General features: G+C 40.2%; 23 protein-coding genes. 6 read left to right on the forward strand and 17 right to left on the reverse strand.

Going from position 1 to position 26317, the window contains the following annotated elements; all coding sequences use genetic code 11:
* Positions 1-46: 46 nt before the first annotated feature.
* Entirely contained in the window at positions 47-472 is a 426-nt protein-coding gene (locus LBYS_RS17920) for an OsmC family protein (RefSeq protein WP_013410257.1), read from the reverse strand.
* A gap of 961 nt (positions 473-1433) precedes the next feature.
* Between LBYS_RS17920 and LBYS_RS17930 the strand changes: the two genes are divergently transcribed.
* Positions 1434-1970, forward strand: coding sequence for a hypothetical protein (locus tag LBYS_RS17930; protein ID WP_013410259.1), 537 nt, complete (start codon positions 1434-1436; stop codon positions 1968-1970).
* An 808-nt stretch (positions 1971-2778) separates the two neighbouring features.
* On the opposite strand, the gene LBYS_RS17935 is transcribed toward LBYS_RS17930, so the two are convergent.
* The 3 genes from LBYS_RS17935 to LBYS_RS17945 are packed head-to-tail and all read right to left on the reverse strand — an operon-like array spanning position 2779 to position 4766.
* Positions 2779-3957: a thiolase family protein gene (locus LBYS_RS17935; RefSeq protein WP_013410261.1), complete on the reverse strand. Its 1179-nt coding sequence runs from the start codon at positions 3955-3957 to the stop codon at positions 2779-2781.
* Positions 3958-3965: 8 nt separating this feature from the next.
* Positions 3966-4388 (reverse strand): thioredoxin family protein, encoded by a 423-nt coding sequence (locus LBYS_RS17940; protein ID WP_013410262.1) that lies wholly within the window; start codon positions 4386-4388, stop codon positions 3966-3968.
* A 54-nt stretch (positions 4389-4442) separates the two neighbouring features.
* Positions 4443-4766, reverse strand: a complete 324-nt coding sequence (locus tag LBYS_RS17945) for a hypothetical protein (protein WP_013410263.1) — start codon at positions 4764-4766, stop codon at positions 4443-4445.
* Positions 4767-4920: 154 nt separating this feature from the next.
* On the opposite strand from LBYS_RS17945, the gene LBYS_RS17950 reads away from it, so the two are divergent.
* On the forward strand, positions 4921-5535 hold the full coding sequence (locus tag LBYS_RS17950; RefSeq protein ID WP_013410264.1) for an inorganic pyrophosphatase: 615 nt from the start codon (positions 4921-4923) through the stop codon (positions 5533-5535).
* A 33-nt stretch (positions 5536-5568) separates the two neighbouring features.
* Here LBYS_RS17950 and LBYS_RS17955 read toward each other — a convergent pair whose 3' ends face one another.
* From LBYS_RS17955 to LBYS_RS17990, 9 genes are all read right to left on the reverse strand, one after another.
* Positions 5569-7467, reverse strand: coding sequence for a heavy metal translocating P-type ATPase (locus LBYS_RS17955; RefSeq protein WP_013410265.1), 1899 nt, complete (start codon positions 7465-7467; stop codon positions 5569-5571).
* Positions 7468-7516: 49 nt separating this feature from the next.
* Entirely contained in the window at positions 7517-7927 is a 411-nt protein-coding gene (locus LBYS_RS17960; RefSeq protein ID WP_013410266.1) for a Fur family transcriptional regulator, read from the reverse strand.
* 1 nt (position 7928) lies between these two features.
* Positions 7929-8540, reverse strand: a complete 612-nt coding sequence (locus tag LBYS_RS17965; protein WP_013410267.1) for an MntP/YtaF family protein — start codon at positions 8538-8540, stop codon at positions 7929-7931.
* A 66-nt stretch (positions 8541-8606) separates the two neighbouring features.
* Entirely contained in the window at positions 8607-9725 is a 1119-nt protein-coding gene (locus LBYS_RS17970) for an efflux RND transporter periplasmic adaptor subunit (protein WP_013410268.1), read from the reverse strand.
* A 1-nt stretch (position 9726) separates the two neighbouring features.
* Complete coding sequence (locus LBYS_RS17975) at positions 9727-13962, reverse strand: CusA/CzcA family heavy metal efflux RND transporter (protein WP_013410269.1); 4236 nt, start codon at positions 13960-13962, stop codon at positions 9727-9729.
* Positions 13963-14002: 40 nt separating this feature from the next.
* Complete coding sequence (locus LBYS_RS19205) at positions 14003-14293, reverse strand: hypothetical protein (RefSeq protein ID WP_013410270.1); 291 nt, start codon at positions 14291-14293, stop codon at positions 14003-14005.
* A gap of 43 nt (positions 14294-14336) precedes the next feature.
* The gene (locus LBYS_RS17980; RefSeq protein ID WP_013410271.1) at positions 14337-15458 is read right to left on the reverse strand and encodes an efflux RND transporter periplasmic adaptor subunit; all 1122 of its coding nucleotides are present in this window, start codon (positions 15456-15458) and stop codon (positions 14337-14339) included.
* Positions 15455-19708, reverse strand: coding sequence for a CusA/CzcA family heavy metal efflux RND transporter (locus LBYS_RS17985; protein ID WP_013410272.1), 4254 nt, complete (start codon positions 19706-19708; stop codon positions 15455-15457). The genes LBYS_RS17980 and LBYS_RS17985 overlap by 4 nt, the downstream gene beginning before the upstream one ends.
* Before the next feature lie 60 nt (positions 19709-19768).
* A complete protein-coding gene (locus tag LBYS_RS17990; protein WP_013410273.1) occupies positions 19769-20143 on the reverse strand; it encodes a hypothetical protein in 375 nt (124 codons plus the stop codon).
* 107 nt (positions 20144-20250) lie between these two features.
* Here LBYS_RS17990 and LBYS_RS17995 point away from each other — a divergent pair, with 107 nt between their 5' ends.
* From LBYS_RS17995 to LBYS_RS18010, 4 genes are read left to right on the forward strand one after another with little or no spacing between them, the layout of a single operon-like run.
* Entirely contained in the window at positions 20251-21123 is an 873-nt protein-coding gene (locus tag LBYS_RS17995; protein WP_013410274.1) for a dienelactone hydrolase family protein, read from the forward strand.
* 48 nt (positions 21124-21171) lie between these two features.
* On the forward strand, positions 21172-22092 hold the full coding sequence (locus LBYS_RS18000; protein WP_013410275.1) for an alpha/beta fold hydrolase: 921 nt from the start codon (positions 21172-21174) through the stop codon (positions 22090-22092).
* A complete protein-coding gene (locus LBYS_RS18005; protein ID WP_013410276.1) occupies positions 22080-22547 on the forward strand; it encodes an RNA polymerase sigma factor in 468 nt (155 codons plus the stop codon). Before LBYS_RS18000 ends, LBYS_RS18005 begins: the two co-directional genes overlap by 13 nt.
* On the forward strand, positions 22534-23103 hold the full coding sequence (locus tag LBYS_RS18010) for a hypothetical protein (RefSeq protein WP_013410277.1): 570 nt from the start codon (positions 22534-22536) through the stop codon (positions 23101-23103). The genes LBYS_RS18005 and LBYS_RS18010 overlap by 14 nt, the downstream gene beginning before the upstream one ends.
* Before the next feature lie 226 nt (positions 23104-23329).
* On the opposite strand, the gene atpH is transcribed toward LBYS_RS18010, so the two are convergent.
* From atpH to atpB, 4 genes are all read right to left on the reverse strand, one after another.
* On the reverse strand, positions 23330-23866 hold the full coding sequence (gene atpH / locus LBYS_RS18015) for an ATP synthase F1 subunit delta (RefSeq protein ID WP_013410278.1): 537 nt from the start codon (positions 23864-23866) through the stop codon (positions 23330-23332).
* A gap of 5 nt (positions 23867-23871) precedes the next feature.
* Positions 23872-24381 carry a F0F1 ATP synthase subunit B gene (gene atpF / locus LBYS_RS18020; RefSeq protein WP_013410279.1) on the reverse strand — a complete coding sequence of 170 codons (510 nt, stop codon included), beginning with the start codon at positions 24379-24381 and terminating at the stop codon, positions 23872-23874.
* Positions 24382-24461: 80 nt separating this feature from the next.
* Complete coding sequence (gene atpE / locus LBYS_RS18025; protein ID WP_013410280.1) at positions 24462-24728, reverse strand: ATP synthase F0 subunit C; 267 nt, start codon at positions 24726-24728, stop codon at positions 24462-24464.
* A gap of 78 nt (positions 24729-24806) precedes the next feature.
* On the reverse strand, positions 24807-25814 hold the full coding sequence (atpB, locus tag LBYS_RS18030) for a F0F1 ATP synthase subunit A (protein ID WP_013410281.1): 1008 nt from the start codon (positions 25812-25814) through the stop codon (positions 24807-24809).
* Positions 25815-26317 lie beyond the last annotated feature (503 nt).

Below are 26317 nucleotides of genomic sequence, written 5' to 3' on the forward strand. Positions count from 1 at the left end.
TGCTGCTAGGTTTCTTAGGCTCAAGAAAAAGATACCTTCTGAATGATTAGATATTGATTCCATTGAAGGATTGGATATTCAAGGTGATCTCTAGATTTAAAACTTTGGATACGGGGCAGTTCGCTTTCGCCTCTAGCGCAAAATTTTGAAAATCTTCGAGAGTTAAACCGGGAACATTCGCATTCAGGCTCAGTGCCGATTGTGAAATGATACCTTGGATTAGAGTTACCTCAGCCGTGGTTTCGATTTGAGTGGGAAGATATCCTGCTGCGCTTAAGTCGGCATTTAACTTCATGGTAAAACATCCTGCGTGAGCAGCCGCAATCAGCTCCTCAGGATTTGTACCTTTTCCTTCATCAAATCGGGAGACAAAAGTGTAGGGAGTTTGAGAAAGTGCCTGACTTTGAGTGCTTAATTGTCCTTTACCTTCTTTTAAGTTGCCATTCCAAATGGCTTTTGCTGATCTTTTCATTTTTTGTTAAATTTTATGATGCAAAGTTCAGGAAGAAGCTAGAGGTGGGAAATGGAGAAAAGTGTAACTATGTGGTAGAATTTTCCCTAGTAGGTTAAAATATGTACTAAATAGTGGAAATTATACAGGTGCACTTACCGATTTGTGGCATAATTTAGTTTTAAAGCGCATAAAGCCCAAGATTCTTTTCTAGCTGAAAGGAAGTAGGGAAGTGATTACTTGGAATGTTTAATTGCCGGTGTTAATTTGAAAGGATGCTGTATTTTAGTAAATTCTAATAAGAACTTTTTATCAAAGAACTATATACCAAATCACTGTCTATTTTATTTTTTAAGTGCCGAATTTTCGCTTAAAATAGTAGTTATAGAAAAATGTAGTGTCTTATAAAGGATGCTGATTGAATCTCTTGATTTTTGACTTTGAAAAGGCAGAGTGTGGAAAAAATGCGAGGAAAATATAAGTAGAGGGACAAATAAGAGGCTAGAGCTTACAACTTTACTTGAGAATTAATATAAAACTTTTCAAAAGTTCTGTTTTTTAAGAAGTGAACAAAAAAATCATGTAAACTATTGAAAGTCAGAGTAAAAGTTTTTAAATTCGGTGCAGATCCACTAATTGGTAATTAAGTAAACTCTATATTCGTTATAACTTTGGATTCCGTTAAGAGGCTGTTAAATGAGCATATTGCTATTATTTTCGCCGACTATGGGCTTGTAATTACATGTTTATTTATTGGTTTTACTGTTGGTTGGTTGTTTAAAACCTTTATTGTTGACAGAAAATCAGATAAGCTGATAAATGATCGAATTCGAGACAAAGACCTGCAAATTAATGATCTGAAGCAGATAGTTTATGAAAAATTAAATGTAGAAATCCATCAGATCGATCCAGGGCTTTTCAAAAGGCTAAAGAAATTCTTTAAAAAATCTGTAAAGGGTCTCAAAATAAAAAACTCATAATCATGAATGCTTTACTAACTATTTTATCGCTGATAGGGTTTTTGATATTCTTCGTATACGCTTACCTTGATATTTCGAGAAAAAGAGCGATTTTTCAGATGCAACGGTTGGTGGATAATTTTGAGTTTTACTTAATAAATCAGCGAGGAATCAATAAAGATGAAATTTTTCAGTTGCTGACTACCATGAAAAGAATTTCTGCAAATCCCGAATCCCTTGATATTCAAATTTTAATAATGTCAAAGAAGGTAGCAGAAGTTGAAGGAAACCTGTCAAGGGATTTGATTTTGGTTGACAAGGCAATTAATGGCCTAAACGATGACCTTCTTAAAATATATAACGATTTTAATACAGAAGCGGATAGGATAATTGGAATGAGTTTATTAAAACCAGATTTTATTTTCTTTATACTGCCTCTCTTATTTAGTGCCTTCTTTAAGTATGGAACTGAAACAGTAGCAAAAGCAATTAAAGAATATAAATTTCTATTATCCAATGACGAAGCTGTAATATATTCAGGTCTTCGGTCTGTTTGTTAAAAGATCATTTACATCTAGAAACATGTTTAATACAGCAATTTTGGTAATGACCTAAATCACCCCCACCTCAATTATTCATCAAATCAGACTTTGCCCAACTTTACGGTTAAAACTACAGATAGTGTAAAAAGTAGGAAACCTAACAAAATGGATAGATTATAGGTCATTCGTTTTCTTAGTACATGAGTTGCTCTACCGTCAATTTCAATGTGAGCCACTTTATTTAGGCGCAATTTTGATATAAGATAGAGGAAGAAGATCAGAATGAGTACTTTCCTTAAAAATAGATTATTCCCTAATAAAATTTGTGCGTCAAAATTTGAAAACTTCCTCAAAAAATAAATGATTAAACCGAATAAGTTGGAGTATTATAGTCCACTTCGTACATAAAATTTTTGTAAGAAATTACCGTCGTTTTGAGGAATAGTAGTTCCTAATTGTCTTTGTGTTCAAATAAATGCGAATTCTCTAATATCAGCTATAATTTTGTCCCTACTATTTTAATTTATATAAACTAGGAGGTTAGTCCTCATTAAGAATTTCAGAAGTGAGATTAATGGTGATACCTATAGAAATTCCTCTAGCAAGGATCAGCCATTCGGGGACAATAAAGTAACACTATTTACTTCTCCTACAGCATTAATTATCGAAATTACTATCCCATCCCTTAATCCTACCATTTCGGAAACTGAATCGAGGAAAGTTCATTCCTTTTTTCAGCCTTCTCTACAGAATGGTCCATAATTTCAGTAACATATCAGCCTGGACTAATTATAAAAATAGGGAAAACCCGTGTGGTTTCACGGGTTTAAATTCTTTCTAGAATCATAGCACTTGCTCCGCCGCCACCATTACAGATAGCAGCCATTCCATATTGCGCATTTTCAACTTGCAATACATTGAGTAAAGTGACTAAGATACGCGCACCAGAAGCCCCTAGGGGATGTCCAAGGGCTACCGCTCCACCTCTCGAGTTGACTTTTTCACTAGGTAAATCAAAATGCTTACTGAAGGCCATGGGGACTGCGGCGAAGGCCTCATTAACTTCAAAGAAATCAATATCATTCATTTGTAAGTTGGCAGCTTTTAGTGCTTTCTGAGCAGCTAAAACGGGAGCTGTAGTAAACCAAGCCGGATCCTGAGCTGCGTCAGCAAATGAAACTATTTTCGCTAAAGGAGTTAGGTTGTATTTCTTTAAAGCTTCCTCATCTACAAGTATGAGTGCTGCAGCACCATCATTAATAGTGGAGGCATTTGCTGCGGTTACGGTGCCATCCGGTGTGAATACCGGTTTTAACTGTGGGATCTTGTCGAAGTTGACTCTTTTGTACTCCTCGTCCTCGTTGATAACTGTGACTTGCCCCTTTTTGTCTTTTATTTCTACCGGTGTAATCTCTTTGGAAAAGAAACCGTTACTGGTATTTTCCGCTGCGAGTTGGTAGGAACGGATAGCATACTCGTCCTGTGCTTGTCGGCTCAGTTCATATTTAAGAGCTGTGGCGTCTGCGAAACAGCCCATAGCTTTTTGAGAATATACATCGGTTAATCCATCTTTGGCTAATCCGTCAATCAGAGTGCCATTCCCATACCCGTATCCATATCTGGCTTTATCTAAGTAGAAAGGGATTTGCGACATGTTTTCCATACCCCCGCTGACTATAACTGATTGCTGTCCAGAGGCTATGGCGGTAGCTCCTAGCATGGTGGCTTTCATTCCGGAGGCGCAGACCTTATTGATAAGGGTAGCGGGCGTTTTGTCCGACAATCCTGCGCCCAGAACTACCTGTGTGGCCGGAGCTTGACCAAGATTGGATTGAACTACAGAACCAAAATAAAGTTCTTCAACGGCTTCTGTAGGAAGGTTAATGGATGATAAAGCACCTTTAACAGCAATGGAGCCTAAGGCAGGTGCACTGAGAGAAGACAATACTCCTCCAAAGCTGCCAATAGGTGTTCTTTTAGCAGCTACAATATAGACGTTTTTCATATTTAAGGTTACCAGTTGGTTCTCGACATAGCCTGTTCGGCCAGTTGTAAGAGCTGTTCCACAGATTTAAAACCTATGGCATGGTTTACTACTTTTTCACTTCTAGGATCAATAAACAGGAGGGTAGGGTAAACTTGAATGGTGTATTTCCGACTAAGGGTAATGCCCTCGCCGCGCTCCATATCATATTTTACGTTGATGAAGTTCCTGTTATAGTATTCGCCTAGAGTCTTATCCGGAAATACCTGGTTCTGCAGTTTATGACACGGACTACACCATGTAGTATAAGCATCAAAGAAGATCAATTTGTTCTCCTCCTTTGCGCGCTTGACTACCTCCTTCCACTTTGTCGATTCAAAGTCAATGCCACTATTTTGTGCAAACGCCAAATTAGAGCCTAGTAAGAAAATAATAAAACCAATTCTTCTCATTCTAACGATCTAAGGGTTAAGCCCTATTATATTTGTTAAACGAATTATTATTCGTTAATCGTATTCCTCATCGTCATCATTTCGTCTACTTCCTCCGATCTGCATAGTGTCCAAGTCCGTATAGCCACCAGTAGACTCTTCCTCATCCTGTTCTGCTACGTCTAAATCTACCACACTTTTCTTACTTTTCAAAGTAGGCATGCGTAAAAGGTAATACTTATCCTCTGTCTCGTAAGGCAAAGCCTGTGCATATTTGCCGTCACGATCAGTAAATAGAATCAAGCTATCCTCATAACCATTCGGATACATTTCTAATATCTTCTCTTGTAGATCTTCATCTAATTTAGTGAAATCTTTAATGACTTTTGGCTTACTCATTTTTATAAGAGATTGTACTTTGTGTAGTGAAAACTATAATGTTTAAAGCTTAGCGATTATATATCGTGCTAACAGTAAAATTATTTTTTTAGTTTTACTTTTTATTTATTTTCTTTCATAAAGTTTATTTAAAAAATCGTAGTAAAAATCGCGAATGAAACCAGTATATAAAGCACATCCTTGGCACGGGATATTGATTGGAAAAGAGGCTCCTGAAATAGTGACCACATTTATTGAAATTGTACCATCTGATACCATCAAATACGAAATAGATAAAGATTCAGGATATTTAAAAATTGATCGTCCACAAAAATATTCCAATATAATACCCGCCTTATATGGATTTATTCCTCAGACCTATTGTGGAAATAGAGTAGCAGACCTAGCTAAGGAAAATGGAGCTGCAGTTACAGAGGGTGACGGAGATCCATTAGATATCTGTGTACTTTCAAGTCATAACATTACTAGTGGGAACATCATCCTTCAATCTCGTCCTATAGGTGGATTTTGCTTATTAGATAAAGGCGAAGCAGATGATAAGATTATTTCCGTTTTAGTTGGAGACCAAATCTACGGTCAGTACAATGACATCACTGAATTACCTAGGGCGGTAGTAGAGAGAATCAAGCATTACTTCTTGACTTATAAGAATCTTCCTGATGAACCTCAAACTTGTTCTATAGCCTTTGAATACGGCAAAGAACATGCTCATAAAGTTATTCGAAATTCTATGGAAGATTACAGAGACATTATCTTCAAACCGTTTTAAATGGAAAAAGCGAACCTTAGGTTCGCTTTTTTGTTATATAAAACTCTTTTTTCTCTGAATTCTGATGGCATTCAAGATTGCCAAAAATGCCACACCTACATCTGCAAATACGGCCTCCCACATGGTGGCCACTCCACCCGCCCCTAGAATGAGTACTATGGCCTTTACCCCAAATGCCAGTCCGATATTTTGCCAAACAATACCCTTGGTCATTTTACCTATCTTAATGGCAATGGGAAGCTTTAGGGGATTATCATCTTGAATGACTACGTCTGCCGTCTCTATAGTAGCATCACTTCCTAACCCACCCATGGCTATGCCTATATCACTCAAAGCCACTACCGGAGCATCATTGATACCGTCTCCAACAAATGCAACTATACCTGATTTGCTCTTGATCTCTTGAACATGATTCACCTTGTCTTCCGGAAGTAGGCCTCCGTATGCTTTATCTATCTGTAACTCTTTAGCTACCTCCTGGACTACATTTTCTTTGTCGCCACTTAACATGGTAACAACTACGCCTTCTTTTTGTAGCAGTTTAACCGCCTTGGCGGAGCTTTTCTTTATAGTATCAGCTATTTGTATATATCCTAGGTATTTGCCATCATAGGCTGACGCAATCAAAGTTCCGGGAATTTGGCTTGGATCATCATCATAGGAGATACCTTCTTTGTTAAGCAACTTGAAATTACCTACGATAATGGATTTGCCTTCATAGACACCTTTTAGCCCGTGTCCAGGAATTTCCTCCACTTTGTCCAGTATTATGCTAGGGTCTACCTTTCCCACATGATTTTGTATTGCAGAAGCTACGGGATGAGTACTGTAACTTTCCAGGGCATTGATTAGTGGGAGGAGTTCTGGATTTTTCAGGCGCACCGACTGTACCCTAAAATTCCCTTCTGTAAGGGTGCCGGTTTTATCTGTGACCACTTGATCTACTTTAGCTAAAAGGTCCAAATAATTTCCCCCTTTAATCAAAATCCCATTCTTACTCGCTGCACCTATACCTCCAAAATACCCAAGAGGAATGGATATAACCAATGCACAGGGACAAGAGATAACCAAAAAGATTAAAGACCTATAGAGCCATTCTTTGAATTCATAGTTTTCTACCCAAAAGTAGGGAAGTAAACAGATTAGTATTGCTAAACCTACCACTACCGGTGTATAGATTTTGGCAAATTTCCGGATAAAAAGTTCAGTAGGAGCTTTTTTAGATGAGGCATTTTGGACTAATTCTAGGATCTTACTCAATTTACTGTCTGCGTACAGTGCTTTGACTTCCATTTCTGCAGTTTGCTGTAAATTAATCATGCCTGCTAATACTGCTTCCCCCTTCCTTTTTGAGTCCGGAATACTTTCCCCAGTTAAAGCGGAAGTATTAAAGCTTGCAGATTCTGAAATTAAAACTCCGTCCAGGGCGACCTTCTCACCGGGTTTTAAGCGTATGATCTCTCCTGGATTTACATCTTTAGCTTTTTTGATTTGAGTTTGACCATTAACTAGTATGTGGACCTGATCTGGCCTTTGATCCAATAAAGACTTGATATTTCCTTTGGCTTTTTTTACAGCCATTTCCTGAAAAGCTTCACCTACTGCATAGAATAGCATTACTGCCACTGCTTCCGGATATTCTGCAATGGCTATGGCACCCAGTGTGGCTATTCCCATCAGAAAGAATTCAGAAAAGAAATCTCCATGTTGAATGCTCTTCACCGCATTCTTCAAAACGGGAAATCCTACTGGTAAATAAGCTAATAAATACAGGGCCATCCTTGAGTAACCTTGAAAAAAAGTGGGTTTCCAAATATGGTCTAAAGCTAATCCCAAACCTAGTAGGACCGCAGATAGAATGGCGGGTATGAATAGTTGAATCGCTCCTTCTTCGTGTTTATGCTCGTGTGTAGAGCAGCATGCCGTTTCCATAATTATAATTGATCTATAATTCAAAGGTACGGGCTTAGGGAATGCAATGCTATTGCAAAGTTTGAAGGCAGTTCTCGCAGATACCTTTCCCTATCATTTGGACTTCTTCTAATAGTAGTCCTAAAGTAGGTATGTTTATAGGTATATCCTCTCTGCAAGTGGTTTGTTTGCAAATTCTACAATAGAAATGCATATGCCAGTCACTATGCATCTCATCCGAACACTCATCGTCACATAGTTTGTACCTGGTAGTATTGTTTTCTTGGATACTATGCACAATGCCCTTTTCTTCAAAAGTTTTTAATGTCCTATAAATGGTAATTCTATCTGCGTGCTCAAAGTTTTGCTCGATTTCCGATAAGGACAATGCGGCTTTTTGAGCACTTAGAAAGTTGTACACCAAAATCCTCATACTGGTGGGTTTGGTGTTTTTATTGAGTAGTTTCGTTTCTGTATTCATATCAATGAATAAAATACGAGGCTATTCCTGTCAGTACTAAAGTGACTCCGGTAATGATTCCGGCATTATGCTCCATTTTATGAGAATCAAATTTTCTCATCCCTTTATACGCGATCTGTACTAAGATAACCATGCCCACTAAAGTAATGATTGTGTATACCATACCTACTAGCAAAAGTAGGAAAATGGATTGTATTCCCGCCATTAAAAATAAGGCTTCTATCTCCATGCAAGGGGATAGAAACATGGCCGTGGAAAGGGAAATAATCACTGCCTTCTTACTATCGTTCTTTATAGGCCCCCCATGTAAGTGGAAATGTCTATGCTTATAATGACGATAAATGTATATTAATCCCATTACGATCAGGATAAGTGGAGCTATCCCATGCGTGATTTCTTCCACATATTCCGTGAGATGATTTCCTGCCCATCCTAAGCCTAAGCCTATAAGTAAGGTGCTGCTTATATGTGCCAATGCCGTAAAAAAGGTCACTTCTCTCACCTCGCCAATACTCCATTTGTTCTTTTTTCCTATAGCTAGTATAGGTAGCCAATGGTTTGGAATTAAGGCGTGTAGCAGACTTATGATGATGGCAGCAGTGAGAATTTCCATATACTGATTTGAAATAGCCTCGCAAAATTAGTTTATTTCTGCAACATTATTGCAAAAAGAATTAAATTAATGGGTATGACCTTCTGATTTAACCATAGCCGCGTGTACAAAGTATGCCCCTTTGGTTACAATTCTGGTTTTTTCTGCAAGGTCTTTGACCGGCATTACAGCTGTATAACCCAGATCTGTCACTCCTTTTATCACTTCCACTCTTTCAAAAACTCCTTTTTCTTCTTCGATGATTATAAAGGTTTTTCCTTCTGCTTCCACGATGGCATCATTAAGTACTGCTTTTTGGTTATCTGTACTGGTTTCCACTCGGGCTGACACGTTCATTCCATCAATCAAGCCTTTAACAGGACCGGTAACCTTGCAGTGTACTGCTATGGTTTTGCTATCATTCTCGAAACTTGAACCTATGGAAAAAACTTCCGCATCATAGGCTTCTGTGGGCAAATTTGTCAAAGTGAACCTCACCTTTTGTCCGATTTTCATTTTATGGAGATCTTTTTCGAAAACTTGTAGGTCTAAGTGAAGTGCATTGTTATCTACCACATCAGCTAAGGGAGCTGCTACATTTAAGAACTCCCCCATTTTAGCATAAATGGTGCTTATGGTTCCATGGATGGGGCTTCTTACTGGTAGGGAGGCATACATCTTTCCCTCTTTTACACCACTAAGCCCCAAAAGGTTTATTTGTGCTTCCAAAGATTGGAATTTAGCTTTAGCGGCGAGGTATTCACTCTTGGATGCTTGCAGTGTTTTTACCGCACCAGCCTGTCCTTCCACTAATTGCAATTGGCGTTTGAATTCTTCCTCTGTTTGTTCTAGTCTGGCAGAGGACATCAAGTATTCCTCCTGAAGCTTAATTAAATCGGGATGTTCTATGTAGGCTATAATTTGGCCTTTTTTAACAGGATCCCCCATTTCGATGAGCAGTGTCTTGACTACCCCTCCATATAAGGCTGAGATACTACCCTTGTGGGTATTAGGTACACGTAATACCCCATTTAAGCGTAGACTGGAAGTGAGGTTTTTTTCTTCAATCTTACCATATTCTACCTTAGCAGTGGCTAATTGGGTATCTGTCAGTCTGGCTTCAAATGCTTCGTGTACCTCTTCTGTTTCTTTCACTTCCGGCTTCTGGCATGCGGAAAGAAGTAATAGGATCACTAATCTTTTCATTTTATAAATAATATTGATAGCGAATCACCGCTAGGTTATACAGATGTAAGTTTTCCAGGTAATTGAGTCTTATAGAGGTTGCCTGAGCCAAGTATTGGGTTAAGGTGGCGTAACTGATATCTCCGGCTTTGTACTGATTTAGAGCCGTTCTTTCTAAGAATTCAGCTTCTTCTAGTCCTATGTTTCTAAGATTTTGAACCACTAAAAATGCCTTTTCCATCTCAGTTTTTGCTTGCTGCATTTCTCCTATGAACCTTCGCTCTTTGAGTTGGTAATTCTGTTGCTGAATGGCAATCTCCATTTTCTCTGCCTCTATCCTCTTCTTAGAACCTTTCCCTATAGGTATTTGTGTACTTATGGAAAAGCCGGAGAAGGGGTCTTTAGCGCCCCAAAGGGTCTGGGAGAAGATCCTACCGGAGAATTCGGGTTTTCGTGCTTCTACTTCCTGCTGCACAAAGGCCTCAGTGATCTTGATCTCTTGAGCAGATATTTCTAATTCGGGATGGGCATCGCTAAAGGAAATATACATAGGGATACTGTCCAATGGAAGATCAGGTGGGAGGATTATGCTTTGAATGTAAACTTTCAGCTGTTCCTGAGCCTCTTTCATCTGAAGTATTAGCTGATCTTTAAAGGTACTGATCTCTCGGGCCCTTGCCTGAGCAGAAATGCTTTCTAGTCGGCCGGATTCACCTTGTCTCTCCCTGAGTTCCGTTGCTTTTGAGGTATTTTGGTATAAGCTATCTAATCTTTGGTATAGCTTATATTTATCTTGCAAATACCATAGTGTATAGTATACGGTCCGAACCTCTGTGCCGAGTTCTCTTTTCCATAGTTGAAACTTGAGATCCTCCGTCTTTTCCAGGGTTTCGAGATAGGATTTTCTAGCTTTGTAATAGCTTGGCCAGGCTATATTTTGAGAAATACCTATTTTCCAAATTCCAAGGCGGTCAGAAGGGCGAAGGTCTTCATTTTCCACAAAGAACCCGGTTTTGTTCCATTCTTTTCCAGAGGCGCTTAGGAGAGAAGCTTTTTCTTTCTTTAAGAGATATACTTGCGCGTTCCTTTCTATGGCCAAGTCTAGGACTTCCTTTTCAGTCTTTCTTTCCTGGGCAAAGAGTGAAGCAGGAAGAAGCAGACTTAGAACTATTGTAAGTCTTGGCTTTGCTTTTATTCGGAGGAGGTACAGGCAGGGTAGGAGAAGGAGACTTAGAGCTGTGGCACTCACTAGTCCACCTATGACCACAGTAGCCAGTGGCTTTTGTACTTCAGCTCCGGCTCCCGTACTCAGTGCCATGGGCAAGAATCCTAGGGAGGCCACTGTAGCCGTCATCAAGATAGGTCGAAGTCTTTCTAGGGAGCCTTTGATCACTCTTTCATATGGATTTGTTATTCCCTCTTTTTCCAATTGTTGATACGTACTCAGGAGTACTATTCCATTCAGTACGGCTACCCCGAATAAAGCTATGAAGCCTATACCTGCGCTTATACTAAAAGGCATTCCTCTTAAGGCAAGAGCTGCCACACCGCCCATGGCGCTGAGAGGTATAGCTGAAAAAATGATAATACTCAATGCCCAGGATCTAAACGTAAAGAATAGAAGAAGGAGGATGATGCCCAAAGCCAGAGGCACCACTAAGCCTAGTCTAGCGCTTGCCCGTTCAAGATTCTCAAACTGTCCGCCATAAGTGAAATAGTAGCCGGGAGGGAGAACCATCTTTTCATTCAATACCTCTTGTATTTCATTTACTACCGACTTTACGTCTCTACCATCTACATTAAAACCTATTACAATCCTACGTTTTCCCATTTCCCTACTGACCTGAGCCGGGCCAGATTTGTATGCTACTTCCGCCACCTGATTCAGAGGGATTTGGCCTCCGGAAGGAATAGGAATCAGGAGGTTCTGCACGTCTTCCAGATCTTTTCTATGTGCACTGTCCAATCGAACTACCAGATCAAATCTTCTTTCATTTTCAAACACAACTCCTGCTGTCTTTCCTGCAAATGCCGTGCTGACCATTTGATTAACCTCTTTGATGGATATGCCGTAGGCAGCCATCCTGGCTCTATCGTACAGAATCTGGATCTGTGGCAATCCCTCTGTTCTTTCTAATTGAGGATTTTTACTTCCAGGAATGGTCGAAATCAGTGCCTTTGCTTGTTCCCCTAAATTCCGTAAGGTGTCCAGATTCTCTCCAAAGATCTTGACGGCCACGTCTTGACGTATGCCGGTCATCAATTCATTAAATCTCATCTGTATGGGTTGGTTTTTTTCGAAATAGACTCCGGGAATCTGTTCTAACCTTTCTTGCATCTCATTCCCTACCTGTTCATAGGACTTTTCCAGATTAGGATGAAGGATCACCATAAGATCAGTGGCTTCAGGAGGCATAGGATCAGTAGGTACCTCCGCAGATCCCGTTTTTCCTATGACCATTTTCACTTCCTTCATCTCTTTAAGGAGGCGAGATGCCTGCATGGATGTTTCTATACTTTGTTCCAAAGAACTTCCAGGAGGGAGAATACAGTGAAAGGCGTAGTCTCCTTCGCGTAATTGAGGGATAAATTCTCCTCCTAGTCTCTGGAAAAGAAGAATGGATCCGATAAAGAGTAATACGGCAATACTTATTACTCCCTTTCTCCAGGTCAGAGTTCTATGTAATAGAGGTTCGTAAAGATTCCTTAGCTTCGTCATCATACGATCACTGATGGATTGCTGTGCTTTGGGATTTTTCGGTAAAAACCAGGCGCACATCATGGGGATATACGTCATGGACAGTATCAAGGCTCCCAGTATGGCAAATGCTACTGTCTTAGCCATGGGTGCAAACATCTTCCCTTCAATTCCCGTTAAGGTCAGAATGGGCAGATAGACTAGCAAAATGATGACCTCTCCAAAGGCTGCCGACTTTCGAATTTTGGACGATGCTTTATACACTTCTTCATCCATTTCTTTTTGGGTTAACTGGCGTACACCCAAGTGGTGCAGGGTGGCTTCCACCACTATCACTGCCCCGTCTACGATTAGTCCAAAGTCAATAGCTCCTAAACTCATTAGATTAGCACTTATTCCAAATATCCGCATCATGCCTAAGGCAAAAAGCAGGGATAAGGGGATGGCGGAGGCTACTATAAGTCCTGCTCTTAGATTTCCCAAAAACAGAACCAGCACAAATATCACTATCAGTGCGCCTTCTATGAGGTTCTTTTCTACGGTCTGTATGGCTCTCCCAACTAGGTCTGTTCTATCCAGGTAGGCTTCAATGATGACGTCATCAGGCAAGGATTTCTGAATTTGAGGCAATTTGGCTTTTATCCTTTGTACCACTTCGTGGCTGTTTTGTCCTTTCAGCATCATGACAACTCCTCCTACGGCATCTACCTCACCATTATAGGTTAATGCTCCGTATCGAATGGCCGCGCCGTATCTAACTTCAGCAACATCCTTGATTAATAGAGGTAGGCCATTCACGGTCTTAACGGGAATTTGCATGATGTCCTCAATAGATTTAACGATACCTACGCTTCGAATGAAGTAGGCATTAGGACGTTTATCTATGTATGCTCCTCCTGTATTTTCATTATTGGATTCTAATGCCTGGAAAATATCCGGTATGCTTACGCCCATGGCTCGGATGCGATCAGGATTTATGGCCACCTCGTATTGTTTAAGTTCGCCTCCAAAGCTGTTGACTTCAGCAATGCCGGGAGTACCGGCCAGTTGGCGAGCAACTACCCAGTCCTGTAGGGTTCTGAGTTCTTTGGCATCGTATTTTCCTTCGCTTCCGGGTTTTGGATGTAGAAGGTATTGAAAGACCTCTCCCAGGCCTGTGCTAACAGGCGCTAATTCAGGCCGGCCGATTTCTGAAGGTATATCATCTTTGGCTTCTTGTAAGCGCTCTAGTAGGAGCTGTCTGGCAAAGTAGATATCTACTTCATCCTTGAATACCACAGTGATAACGGAGAGTCCAAATCGAGAGATACTTCTCACTTCAAGGATATCCGGAACGTTAGCAATGCTCTGTTCTATGGGAAAGGTGACCATCTGCTCCACTTCTTGGGTAGCCAATGTGGGGCAGTGGGTATATATTTGAACTTGATTATTCGTAATATCAGGAACGGCATCTATAGGGAGCTTTGTAGCGCTCCATATGCCCCAAATGATCCACAATAGGGTCATGAAGGCTATAAATACCTTGTTCTGAATACTAAATTTTATGATAGTATTTAACACAGTATTAAGATTTTAAGGTGATACAAAAAGAAGTATGACCTTAAATCTTGGGAGGTTGCCAGATGGAATGATGGAAGCCCGGAGTATAAGTAGAATTATACTGAGGCAATGAAAGAGAAATATAGGTGATTATAGGTGAATGGGAATAAGTAAAGGGATATTGGGGTACTTGGGATTGTGCACCGCAACAAACACAAGTGCAGAATGGGGTACACTGATCATCATGCTGCTCATGGGTATGCGTCTTTTCAGTATCACAAGGAGTGTCACTGCATGGTACTAAGGTAAGTGCCATGACCAAAAGGCTTAGTATGAGTGTGATGAATTTCATTAGCGGGGTAAATATAGGTGTTTTATTTTTACCCCGCCAAATATTATTCTTGATCAGCAGTGTTTTTTAATCCCATAAGTAATTGGTAAGCACCTTTATTGACTATGGTGTAACTTTGTAGCCTTGAGGCATTTTTGATTTCAGTATAGGTAGCGTCTTGTTGGCCAATTTCCACTTCAACCATCTCATAAGTGCCTTTTTGATGTTCAATGAACACATACCATTTGTTTTCGAAATTTTGAATGGCTGTGGTAGGAAGAACCTCTACTTCTCTGTTTTCTGTATGCACAAGGGTTTGAACAAACGCGCCTAAGGCCAAATCAGTTTTTTGGAAAGGTTGGGCAAAAATAGGTATGGTTCCGTCTTCATTCACCATGCTCCCTATGCTAATGATTCTTGCCTTGTCGCTGGATGCCTTTTGCGTCAGAGTATGATATTCTATGGTTTGGCCTACTTTTACATAGGGAAGGTCTCTTTCGAAGGCTTTGATCTCCAATAAGAATCCTTGAGGGTTGATAACCTCAAATATCGGCTCAGAGGGACTGAGAAATTTACCTGTATTGCTCAAAACTTTGTTGATTATTCCTGTGAACGGCGCTCGAATCTCTACGGTCCTCGTGATCTTTTCCGAAGTGAAAGTTTCCGGATTTAATCCAATGAACCTCATCTTTTCAGACAGGCTTCTATGTAGTACTAGGCTGGATTGGTATTCACTTTCAGCTGCTTGCAGGACTTTCTCTGAAGTAGATTTCTGCGCATAAAGTTCTTTTTGTCTATCATAAGTTAATTGATTCGTTTTCAATTGTACCTTATTCTTAAGGAAATCCTCTTGAATCTGTATATAGGAAACATCTTCCAGGATAACTAGGATTTGCCCCTTTTGGAACCTTTGGCCTGGTAAGAAATTGATTTTCTTCACAAATCCCCCCGCAGGAGCAGAAATGGAAACATAATCTGCAGCATTTGCTACTACTTTTCCGGATAGGCTTTGACTGACATCTATTTTTTGAAGACTTAAGCTAGTAGTGCTTAGGGTAAGATGTTGTAACTGATCCTCGGTTAAGATAATAGTATCTTTCGAGGAAGTTTCTACTTGCATTTCCTTTTCTTCTTTCTGTTTACAGCTAAGAAAGAATACTATGAATATAAATAAGTAATTTCTCATGAATTAGTGTTTAAGAAAATAAGTTGGCTAGCACTTTGATTCCTTTGAATCAAAGTCTGAAAATAGTTTCGTCTAAGATCCAGGATTTGTCTATGCATAATGACATATTCCTGAAAGGAGATTTCACCCCATTTGAGCTTATTAAATATCATTTTCTCCAAATCTTCTGCCTTAGGGAGGTAGATGTTTTCTATCTCTAATAAGGTCTTGTCCAGAGAGTGGCACCTTTGGCTTTCAAGTGCTATTTCCTTTTGAATCTGCGTAGTTCTGATTTGCTTCTGGTATTCTATCATTTGGGTTTGTATCCCCGCAGCTTCAATTCTTTTTTTCTGAGATTGGCGAAAGATGGGTATTTCTATGGTAGCTTGAATGGAAGAAAATGTGCCGGAACCTAAATCTTTTAGGGTTTGATTAGCGTATCCCAGGCTAAATTCCGGTAGAAGTGCATTTTTCTCCATTTGGATAGAACTTTTGGATATGGCTATCTCCTGATCTAATGCAGCAAGTTCAAGATGAGAACCTTCATACATCAATGCCGGCAAAGGCAGCTTAAGATCACCTTCAGGTTTTATCGTTCCCAGTGTAGGTACAAGCCATTGCAGTTCTAATTGAGCTTGATTTTTTTCACTTTCAATTTCATGCAGCAATTGCCTGATTTCTTGTCGGAGGAGCAAGAATGAATTTCCCTCAGCAGGATCCATCTCTCCCTGCATTAATTGTTCTTGAAGAAATCGCTCTAAGTTTTCGTATAAGCTATCTGACTTTTGAAATAATTTTTGCTGCGCTTCCAAAACCAGGTGGTTTTGGAAAACCAAGTTTATTTCCTTTACTATTTGAGCTTGGGTTAGTTCAGCTTTCCTTTGCGACAGAATTACGCCACTTTCCAGCAGTTGCTTCCTCGTTTGATGTACTACAGGTAGTTTAAATCTTTGTGAAACTCCAAGATTTCTGTCGTTCTTCAAACCGTTATACTTGCCATACTCCGCAGTGAACTGAGTGGCATAAGGTTCATTGTAGGCTTCGGCTAATTTACTTTTATGCTGGATGTCTAAAGCAGAGGATTGCAGATAAGGATTTGATATCAGGGCTTCTTTTATCACTTCTTCCCTGCTGATTTGTGCTTGTACATTTGGTACAAAGAATAGGAATAGTAAGGTTGTTACAGGACTCAACTTCTTCCAATGTTCAATTTTGACATACAATATAGGCAAGACGAATAAGGTCAGGAAGGTGGCAAAGAGTAATCCACCAATGACTACTGTGGCCAATGGTTTTTGAACTTCGGCTCCTGAACCCTTACTTAGAGCCATAGGTAAGAAACCTAATGAGGCTACTAACGCAGTCATTAGGACCGGTCGCAGACGGACGCGCGTGCCGTCTAATACCGTTTCTTCAGCTGTCTTAGGTTTTCTTATTCTATTATATTCAGCTACGAGTACAATCCCGTTCAAAACCGCTACACCAAATAGGGCAATAAATCCTATACCAGCACTTATACTGAATGGCATTCCTCTTAGGGCCAGGAAATAAACTCCTCCTGTAGCGGACAGGGGAATAGCAGTATAGATTAATAGACTGTATCTAAAGGATTTAAAGGATAGATACAAAAGGAAGAAGATTAATACTAAGGATACAGGTACGGCAAGACCCAATCTAGTGCGCGCTTCATTCAGGTTTTCGAATGTACCTCCATATGTGATTTTATATCCGGTTCCTAAATGGAGATTCTTACTCACTTTATCTTGAAGTTCATTAACTACACTTTGCACGTCTCTTCCTCTGACGTTGAAGCCAACAATGATTCTTCTACGGGTGTTTTCCCTTTGAATCTGATTAGGACTGCTTTTGTATGCTATATTGGCGAGTTGATGAAGAGGTACCTGCATGCCCAATGCTGTGGGTACAAGGAGGTTTTTAATATCTTGTACTTCTTTTCTCTCTTCGCTGGCTAGTCTAACTACTATATCGAATCTTCTTTCGCCTTCATAGAATACTCCGGCATGTTGTCCCGCAAAAGCGCTATTGACTACTTTATTGACTTCTGATACACTTAATTTGTATCTACTTAAGGCTTGTCGGTCATAGGAGATAACCAATTGAGGAGCACCTATGAGCGGTTCTATATAGAGATCTTCCGCTCCTTTCACTTTTTGGATTTCTTTGGACAAAAGGTTTGCGTATCGGTTTAACTCATCCAGATTTTCCCCGAAGATCTTACATACCACATCTTGTCTGGCTCCCGTCATTAATTCATTAAAGCGCATTTGTACAGGGAATTGGAATCCGGTACTAAGGCCCGGAATAGCGCTTAGGGCCTTACTCATTTTTTCAGATAGTTCAGGAAAGCTACTAGCACTGGTCCATTCCTTTTTAGGTTTAAGGGAGACGATCATATCACCGGCATCCATAGGCATGGGTTCCGTAGGAATTTCTGCACTACCTATTTTGGTCACTACTTTTTCTACCTCAGGGAATTGTTCCTTAAGTATTTTTGCAGCTTTGTTCGTCTCATTAATGGTGGTTTGAATATTACTTCCCGGTAGTATGCGCATTTCTACTGCAAAATCACCTTCTTCTAGTGTAGGTATAAATTCTCCACCTAGTCGACTTAGTGCAAATACGGCTCCTGCAAAGAGGAGAAATACAACTAACAGGATAGAATTTCCGTGTTTTAAGGCCTTTTGTAGGGCATTATGATGGACAGCCTCTATTTTGTGCATCATACGATCCGATAGACTTCCAGTAGGTGTAGGTTTAAGCACTAGGGCACTCATGGCAGGGATGTAGGTAAGGGAGAGAATAAAAGCGCCTATTAGTGCAAATGCCACAGTTTGTGCCATGGGTATAAACATTTTCCCTTCTATACCCTTCAGGGTGAAGATGGGAAGATATACTACTAAAATGATGATCTGCCCGAAAACGGCACTATTTACCATCTTACTAGCAGAGTTGAAGACTTGTTTGTCTTTTTCTTCATCCCCACGTTTATTCATTTGATGGAGTACGGCTTCTACAATTATCACCGCACCATCCACTATCAATCCGAAGTCCAAAGCTCCTAGGCTCATTAGATTCCCACCTATCCCAAACAGATTCATTAGAATGATGGCGAAAAGCATGGATAGGGGGATTACGGATGCTACGAGTAGTCCTGCGCGATAATTTCCTAGAAAGAGGACCAAAATAAAGACTACAATCAAGGCTCCTTCTGCAAGATTGGTTTCAATAGTGCTTATGGTATTGTTGACCAGTTTCGCTCTATCTAAGAAAGGTTCTATGACTACACCTTCCGGAATGTCCTTCTCAATTTCCTTTATCCTGGCCTTGATGTTCTTGATGACCGCATTTGCATTCTCTCCTTTTAGCATCATCACAATTGCCCCGGAAACTTCGCCTTCATCGTTGTAGGTCATGGCTCCGTATCTGGTGGCATGACCTATTTTGATTTCCGCAATGTCTTTTAAGAGTATGGGACTTCCTGCGCCAGAGTATTTAACGGGAAGGTTCTCCAAATCCTTTATGTGGGATACCATCCCTTCAGAACGAATAAAAAGGACGGTCTCTGCTTTTTCTATATAAGCTCCTCCGGTGTTCTGGTTATTATTTTCCAATGCTTGGAAGATGTCCTGTATGCTGAGCTGGAAAGCTTGAAGTCGGCTAGGAGAAATAGCAATCTCGTACTGTTTTAATTTACCTCCGAAGCTGCTGACTTCAGCCACGCCGGGAGTGCCGAGGAGTTGTCTCCTGATGACCCAGTCCTGTATGGTACGCAGTTCAGTGGGACCGTACCTGTGTTCGTATCCTTTTTTGGCACGTACTACATATTGAAAGATCTCTCCGAGGCCGGAGGAGATGGGTCCAAGTTCCGGTTTACCTAATCCTTCCGGGATTTGGTCTTCGATTCTTGAGAGTCTTTCGGTGACCTGGGTTCTTGCCCAGTAAATATCTGTATCGTCTGTGAAGACCAGGGTTACTAGAGAAAGGCCAAAGCGGTTAAAACTCCTGATCTCTTCTAAACCAGGTATGTTACTGTTGGCCTGTTCAATAGGGATGGTCACCCATCTTTCAATATCTGCAGCACTGAAAGAGGGGGCTACGGTTATAACTTGTACCTGATTATTCGTGATGTCAGGTTGGGCATCTATAGGTAATTTGTACGTCTCGTAAATACCTAATACTAATAGGCAAAGGGTTCCTATGCCTATAAGGAATTTGTTCCGCAGGGAAAAGCGGATAATAGAATTTAACATGCTTAATAGAGACTGAAAGTGAGAACATGGGTCCAGTAGGCCCTTTAAATCATCAGTTTCTTAAGCTATGCGAGGGGGTTGAAGGATTTGTGCGCAATAGGAAGGTATAAAGCTGATGGTTTTGCTTCTTCCTAAGGATTGGTTAAGAATAATTTCTTGTGGAGTGGGGAGCTGGATTTGGAATTTTGGGATGTAATAAGCCACTGAGAGATCAGACGCTAATTTCATAAATGGAAGTTGCATGTCAGTGTCCCAGTCACCATCCATTTCGTGGCCACCGTAATGGTGTATCAGGAAATCTATCAGGTCACCTTCTCCCATTTGTACATATTCCTGGTAATGTTCCACTAACAGGGGCATTTTCAAAAGTTGGCAAAATTCCACATTTGAAAACAAATAAATCCCCAGAAGAAGTAAAGACATTACCTTTCTCATATTGCAAATGTACCATTTTGTTTGGGAATGATGGTCAAGTACTTTGATAAAATTTCTTTTGGTAATCTCAGTTTTTTTTCTTAACTTTCATTATACAACCTAATGCTATGAATGACCCCAAAGTAAAACAGGAGCTGCTTGAGCTTTATAATGATTATGCGCATAATCGTTTATCCCGTTCAGATTTCATGCAAAAATTATCTGCTTATGCGGTAGGAGGAACTACAGTGGCGGCATTGATGAGTTTTTTGAGTCCCAATTATAAGACGGCTATACAAGTTAAGGAGGATGATCCAAGAATTACACAGGAGTGGGTGGAGTATCCTTCTCCAAAGGGGGGAGGCAAGATCAAAGCTTTGTTGTGTAAACCAAAGGAAGCGAAAGGAAAGCTAGGTGGAGTGGTAGTGGTGCATGAGAACAGAGGTTTAAATCCTCATATAGCTGATGTAGGCAGAAGAGCGGCTTTAGCTGGATTTATTAGCTTATCCCCAGATGCTTTGAGTCCTTTAGGAGGATATCCGGGCAATGATGACGAGGGAAGAGAGATGCAAGCAAAAAGAAAGAGGGAGGAGATGTTAGAGGATTTTATTGCTGCGGCAGAGTACCTGAAACCCTTGAGTAATGGTAAAGTGGGGGTGGTAGGATTCTGTTTCGGAGGCTGGATCTCAAATATGATGGCTGCCAGAGTGCCCTTCTTGAATGCAGCGGTTCCTTTTTACGGTGGTCAAGCCCCTGTGGAAGAAGTACCGAATATCAAAGCTCCTTTATTATTGCATTTTGCTGAATTAGATACAAATGTGAACAAAGGTTGGGAAGCCTATGAGAAAGCTTTGAAAGAGAATAAAAAGGAATTTACGGCATACTTCTATCCAAATACTAATCACGGTTTCCATAATGACACTACTCCGAGGTTTGATAAGGCGGCTGCTGCACTAGCGTGGGACCGTACGGTAACATTTTTTAGGAAATATTTAAGTTGACTGTAACATTTTCTGTGTTCCTAGCTCTAAAGGAAAAAAACACAGAAAATGAATAAAATTTTAGTATTTCTCCTACTTGGTTTCGGGGTAAAAGCTCAATCCATATACCACAAAGCCTTTGGTGATCCCAAGGCTGAGCCCATACTTTTTCTACACGGTGGTCCGGGTGGGAGTGCTATAGACTTTGAAGTGAGTACCGCGAAGGCACTTTCTGAAAAAGGATACTATGTAGTACTTTATGACAGACGCGGTGAGGGAAGGTCAGATACGGATGATGCTAAGTATACCTTGGAGCAAACCTTTAGTGACATTGATTCCTTGTGCGGAGCTTACGGTATTAAAAGTGTAAATCTAATAGGGCACAGCTTTGGTGGGATGCTGGCTATAAAATATGCCGTGGCACGTCCAGAGAAAGTCAAGCGCATCGTCTTGGCGGCAGCCCCCATAGATCTGCAAGCCAGCCTTAGGGCAGTGCATCAGCGGGTAGCTGTAAAGGGCGACTCTGCAGCTAAAGCTCAGCTGGCTTTTGTTCTGAAGCAGGATTCCGCCTCCATCTATTACAGTTCCGGGACCTTTATGTTAGCCATGCAGAACGGAGTCTATACTTCACCCACCCTGTCAGAAGAAGGAAAAGCACGTCACGCCGCTTTTTACAGTGACCCCAGTGTAAAATCATATATGGAAAAACAAGCTGCTACAAAATACAAGACCATGTACCAACCCTCCATGGGCTTTGTAAGCAATGAAAAATATACTTTAATGAAGTTGTACCAAGATTTCCCTAAACTTCAGAAGATTCCCGTGTTTGGAATTTATGGAAAGGATGACGGCCTATTTGATGAGGCACAATTGTCAAAAATAGCCACCTACAGTTCCGGAGGTTTCGTGCTGTTAAATAATTGTTCCCACACCCTTTACCTGGATGCGCAGGAGGAATTTATAGAACTACTTACAGCATGGCTTCGATAGATTGTTTTGAAGAGATATATAGTCTTTACTGGCAGAAGGTATACCGCTTATGTAGGGGGTATGCCGGAGAGGACGGTAAGGACTTAGCGCAAGAAACCTTTTTAGCCGTGTATGAAAACTTACCACGGTTTCGGGGAGAGGCTTCTATAGGAACATGGATTTTTAGGATAGCTGCAAACCTCTGTTTGAAGCATGTTAAAAAACCAGTTTATGCTTCCCTAGTGGGAGATTATCAAGAGGAAGTTAGGTCCGAGGACGAGAAAGTGGTCCTGCTTCACCGCTTTATTCAGGAGTTGAAGGAAGTAGACAGGCTGATCATAAGTATGGAATTAGAGGCCTTACCGCAGGCAGAAATAGCCAGAATAACCGGCTTGTCAGAAGGCAATGTGCGCGTTCGTGTTCACCGAATTAAAGATATTTTAAATCAAAAATTTAGACAGCATGGATTTGAATAAACTATGGCAAGCACAGCAAGTGCCGGCATTCGATATCGAAGAATTTCGGAAGCTTGCCAATAAGTATAAAAAAGGTAGAAAATGGAAATTCATTTGGACTAATTTGCTTTTGGGTTTGACCTTCGTATTTATCGTCTGTATCGCTTATTTTATTAAGCCTGAATCTAAGAGTACTTACGTGGGTTTGGGATTAATTTTGAGTTCCATTTTTCTCTTTCTTTTAGTACACAGTGGCATACTTAAACTATATCTATCCTTGGATCATGACAGCAAGAGTTATGTAGAAAAATTAAGAGAAGTGCAGAAAAGAGAGGAATTCTTAAGCACCCAAGTTCTTGAAGCCTATACCGTATTATTAGGCCTGGGTATAGCGCTGTATATGTGGGAATACGCTGTAAAGTTGGGGCTTTTGGGAGGGGGTATTGCCTATGGGATAACCATCATCTGGATTATAATAAACTGGGTGTGGTTAAGGCCAATGCAGCTGAAGAAAGAAAGGGAGAAGCGCGCTGAAGTGCTTGAAAAAGCTGAAAAATTGCAGGAGCAATGGAAATGAGGAGAAGGGTGTGTTGAATCAAATTTTACTTTCTGCTCATAATAATGCCCCCAATTAGTGTCTAACTATTTGGGGGCACTCTATTAGCCCTTTTTTTTTTTGTATAAAATGAAGGTATTGGACGGTGGAGAAAATGGCGGCATTAGCTAGAGGGTATAAAAAGAAAAAACCTTCGAAAGATCGAAGGCATTTCTCAACTTTATAGCCATGAAAACTAATGCATAATTTACGAAGCCATCGCTCTCTTCAACTCATTGAGCTTGTTTTTAACTGAGGTGTCAATCTGAGTGTCACCTATGGTTAATACATACCCTCCGATTAGGCTTTCGTCAATCTTCTCTGAAAGATCAACGGTTTTGTTAAGCGACTCTGCAACAACTTTGCTGAATTCAGCTTTTTGATCTTCTGTCAGAGCTACCGGAGTAGAGATTTCAACTTTCTGAATTCCTTTCTGCTCATCGTACAATTTGTGAAACTCTTGAGCAATAGGATACAGTAGTTGTTCGCGATTCTTTTTAGTTAAGACGCTAAAAATCGAGAAAGTCACATCCGTCACACGATTTTCGAAAATTTTTTTCAAAATACCGTATTTTTTTTCGTGACGAACGATTGGGTTTGCCATGATTTTACGGAATTCGTCATTTTCAGAGCAAACAGTCTCGAAGAATTTCATGTCATTATACACTTCTTCTAACTTCCCTTGCTCATTAGCCAGGGAGATCAAAGCTTTTGCATAACGATTTCCTATAAGCGAAAGGTTCATATCTTTTAATTAAGTTTTGCGTCAGCTACTAATGCACTAACATAAGATTGCTGAGCAGCCTTATCTGACAATTCTTTACGAAGTATTTTTTCAGCGATTTCAATAGATAGATTTGCTACGTCTTGTTTCACGCTAGCGATCATTACTTCTTTTTCATGAGCGATAGTGGCACGAGCATCTTCTAAGATTTTAGCACTCTGAGTTTGGGCGTCAGCTTTAGCTTCAGCGATAAGACGGTTAGCGGCTTCTTTAGCTTCTTTAACGATCTCATCTCTTTCTCTACGTGCTTCAGCTACTAACTTATCGTTATCAGCTTTCAACTTAGCCATTTCAGCACGTGTTTCTTCCGCCATTTTAAGGGCACCTTCAATCTCTCCCTCTCTTTCTTTTAGACCGTTAATGATGGGCGTCCACGCAAACTTTCTAAGGATAAATACAAGGATACCAAAAACGATCAATTGCCAGATCACTAGACCGGGATTGGGATTTAATAATGCGCTATTTAAAAGTACCATTTTATATTGTATTAATAATTTTCAATGAAAAGTTTCCCAACATTAACGCCTAATGCGAATAATGTTGGGAAGGGGTCCTCTTAGATGTTGAAAGAGATAAGAAGACAGATTACAGCTGCAAATAGAGCCACGGCTTCGATTAGGGCAGCGATGATGATCATCATAGTTTGGATTTTGCCGGAAGCTTCTGGCTGACGAGCCACACCTTCCATAGCGCTACCACCGATTTTACCGATACCAAGACCAGCACCGATAGCCGCTAAACCAGCTCCTAAACCTGCACCTAAAGCAATAAGACCTGAACCAGACTCTGCTACTGCTTGTAAAATAATGCTTAATAAAGACATAATTTTAGTTATTTTTTCCTTCCCCCTCAGAAAGAATGGTGTTTAATAGCCTCTTTATAGGGATTAAAGAGGAATATCTTAGTGGTGTTCTTCAACTGCAGATCCTATATACATGGAAGTAAGTAGGGTGAAGATCAATGCTTGTACGAAAGCTACCAATAATTCGATAAAGCTCATGAACAAGGCAAATCCTCCAACTGCACCACCTATTAGGTAGCTTTTGAATATGAAGATTAGACCATATAAACTCAACATAATGATGTGACCAGCAGTAATGTTCGCAAAAAGACGAATCATCAATGACATAGGTTTCATCAATACTCCCACTAATTCTACAGGAATCATAATAATGTACATCCAAACCGGAGTATCAGGTAGGAATACGTGCTTCCAGTAGTATTTGTTAGCGGATATGTTAACAATAAGGAAGGTAATTACTGCAAGAACCATAGTTACGGCAATGTTACCGGTAAGGTTTGGGCCTGCAGGGAATAGACCTAAAATATTGTTAATCAATATAAAGAAGAACAAAGTTAATAAATATGGGAAGTATTTACCGTAGTTATGTCCAATAGCCGGCTTGATTATATCATCTCTTAAGAATACGATGATCGGCTCTAGAAGAGATTGTATGCCTTTTGGAGCTTTTCCTTTGTTTACTGCATATCCTTTAGCAACACTAGTAAAGATTAGGATCAATAAGAATGAGCTCAATAACATGGTAGCCACATTCTTAGTGATAGAAATGTCAAAAGGATGTACGTTTTCGTTCACAGAACCGTCAGCGTTTACTTTAACGATGTGTCCATGCTCACTTTTGTACCCATTATAAACTTGTCCATCTTCTAAGCGGCTAGACGAGAATATTTGTAAACCGTCTTCTTTAGAATATAGGATTACAGGAAGAGGAATCTTTAATCCGTGAGTGATTTCATAACCGTGCTCGTCCCCTATATGGTGCATGATCATTCCTGCAATGTCAAAGCTTTCTTCCTCACCATGAGAGGCTTCATTGTCTGAAGCAAAAGCCGCAGTGGCACAAAAAATGAATACCGAAAATACTAAGCTGGATAGATACCTAAGCATATTGAAGTGTTTAATAATCAAAGTTTTGCCACAAGGCCGTTTTAAAAACGGCGCAATTTACGAAGCAAAAATGAAATTTCAAAGGTTGTGAAAAATAAATAAAATACAACTGTAGTAAGGAGAATGGCTTTTCTGTTTTCAGGGTACATGTAGAGGAATACACCCACGAAAATGAGGATCAGGACCATACGTATAACCACGGATGCCAGGTAAAAATTTATAAAATTCTCCTGTTCAAAACCCATCTTAGTTAGTTTTTGGACCAAAATGTCCAAAGCCACAAAGAACAAAAAGATATACCATACTCTTTCCGGAAGGTATTCTGCCCATGATGTACGTTGAACTAAAAAAAGTACAACAAACAATAGGATAGATGGAACATAGTTCTGAAGGGCTTTCACGGATAAGAAATAAGATTAGTCAATTTTACTTCAAAGATAAGCCCTCAAGTACTCAATTTTAATTTGGAGGATCAACTTTTTTTTCTAAATTGAGTGCTCAAA

The sequence above is a fragment of the Leadbetterella byssophila DSM 17132 genome (genome assembly GCF_000166395.1).
GTDB lineage: Bacteria > Bacteroidota > Bacteroidia > Cytophagales > Spirosomataceae > Leadbetterella > Leadbetterella byssophila.

Excerpts from the sequence above, each read along its gene's own strand:
- LBYS_RS17920 (WP_013410257.1), bottom strand. The coding sequence starts at position 472 with ATGAAAAGATCAGCAAAAGCCATTTGGAATGGCAACTTAAAAGAAGGT.
- LBYS_RS17930 (WP_013410259.1), top strand. The coding sequence starts at position 1,434 with ATGAATGCTTTACTAACTATTTTATCGCTGATAGGGTTTTTGATATTC.
- LBYS_RS17935 (WP_013410261.1), bottom strand. The coding sequence starts at position 3,957 with ATGAAAAACGTCTATATTGTAGCTGCTAAAAGAACACCTATTGGCAGC.
- LBYS_RS17940 (WP_013410262.1), bottom strand. The coding sequence starts at position 4,388 with ATGAGAAGAATTGGTTTTATTATTTTCTTACTAGGCTCTAATTTGGCG.
- LBYS_RS17945 (WP_013410263.1), bottom strand. The coding sequence starts at position 4,766 with ATGAGTAAGCCAAAAGTCATTAAAGATTTCACTAAATTAGATGAAGAT.
- LBYS_RS17950 (WP_013410264.1), top strand. The coding sequence starts at position 4,921 with ATGAAACCAGTATATAAAGCACATCCTTGGCACGGGATATTGATTGGA.
- LBYS_RS17955 (WP_013410265.1), bottom strand. The coding sequence starts at position 7,467 with ATGGAAACGGCATGCTGCTCTACACACGAGCATAAACACGAAGAAGGA.
- LBYS_RS17960 (WP_013410266.1), bottom strand. The coding sequence starts at position 7,927 with ATGAATACAGAAACGAAACTACTCAATAAAAACACCAAACCCACCAGT.
- LBYS_RS17965 (WP_013410267.1), bottom strand. The coding sequence starts at position 8,540 with ATGGAAATTCTCACTGCTGCCATCATCATAAGTCTGCTACACGCCTTA.
- LBYS_RS17970 (WP_013410268.1), bottom strand. The coding sequence starts at position 9,725 with ATGAAAAGATTAGTGATCCTATTACTTCTTTCCGCATGCCAGAAGCCG.
- LBYS_RS19205 (WP_013410270.1), bottom strand. The coding sequence starts at position 14,293 with ATGAAATTCATCACACTCATACTAAGCCTTTTGGTCATGGCACTTACC.
- LBYS_RS17980 (WP_013410271.1), bottom strand. The coding sequence starts at position 15,458 with ATGAGAAATTACTTATTTATATTCATAGTATTCTTTCTTAGCTGTAAA.
- LBYS_RS17985 (WP_013410272.1), bottom strand. The coding sequence starts at position 19,708 with ATGTTAAATTCTATTATCCGCTTTTCCCTGCGGAACAAATTCCTTATA.
- LBYS_RS17990 (WP_013410273.1), bottom strand. The coding sequence starts at position 20,143 with ATGAGAAAGGTAATGTCTTTACTTCTTCTGGGGATTTATTTGTTTTCA.
- LBYS_RS17995 (WP_013410274.1), top strand. The coding sequence starts at position 20,251 with ATGAATGACCCCAAAGTAAAACAGGAGCTGCTTGAGCTTTATAATGAT.
- LBYS_RS18000 (WP_013410275.1), top strand. The coding sequence starts at position 21,172 with ATGAATAAAATTTTAGTATTTCTCCTACTTGGTTTCGGGGTAAAAGCT.
- LBYS_RS18005 (WP_013410276.1), top strand. The coding sequence starts at position 22,080 with ATGGCTTCGATAGATTGTTTTGAAGAGATATATAGTCTTTACTGGCAG.
- LBYS_RS18010 (WP_013410277.1), top strand. The coding sequence starts at position 22,534 with ATGGATTTGAATAAACTATGGCAAGCACAGCAAGTGCCGGCATTCGAT.
- atpH (WP_013410278.1), bottom strand. The coding sequence starts at position 23,866 with ATGAACCTTTCGCTTATAGGAAATCGTTATGCAAAAGCTTTGATCTCC.
- atpF (WP_013410279.1), bottom strand. The coding sequence starts at position 24,381 with ATGGTACTTTTAAATAGCGCATTATTAAATCCCAATCCCGGTCTAGTG.
- atpE (WP_013410280.1), bottom strand. The coding sequence starts at position 24,728 with ATGTCTTTATTAAGCATTATTTTACAAGCAGTAGCAGAGTCTGGTTCA.
- atpB (WP_013410281.1), bottom strand. The coding sequence starts at position 25,814 with ATGCTTAGGTATCTATCCAGCTTAGTATTTTCGGTATTCATTTTTTGT.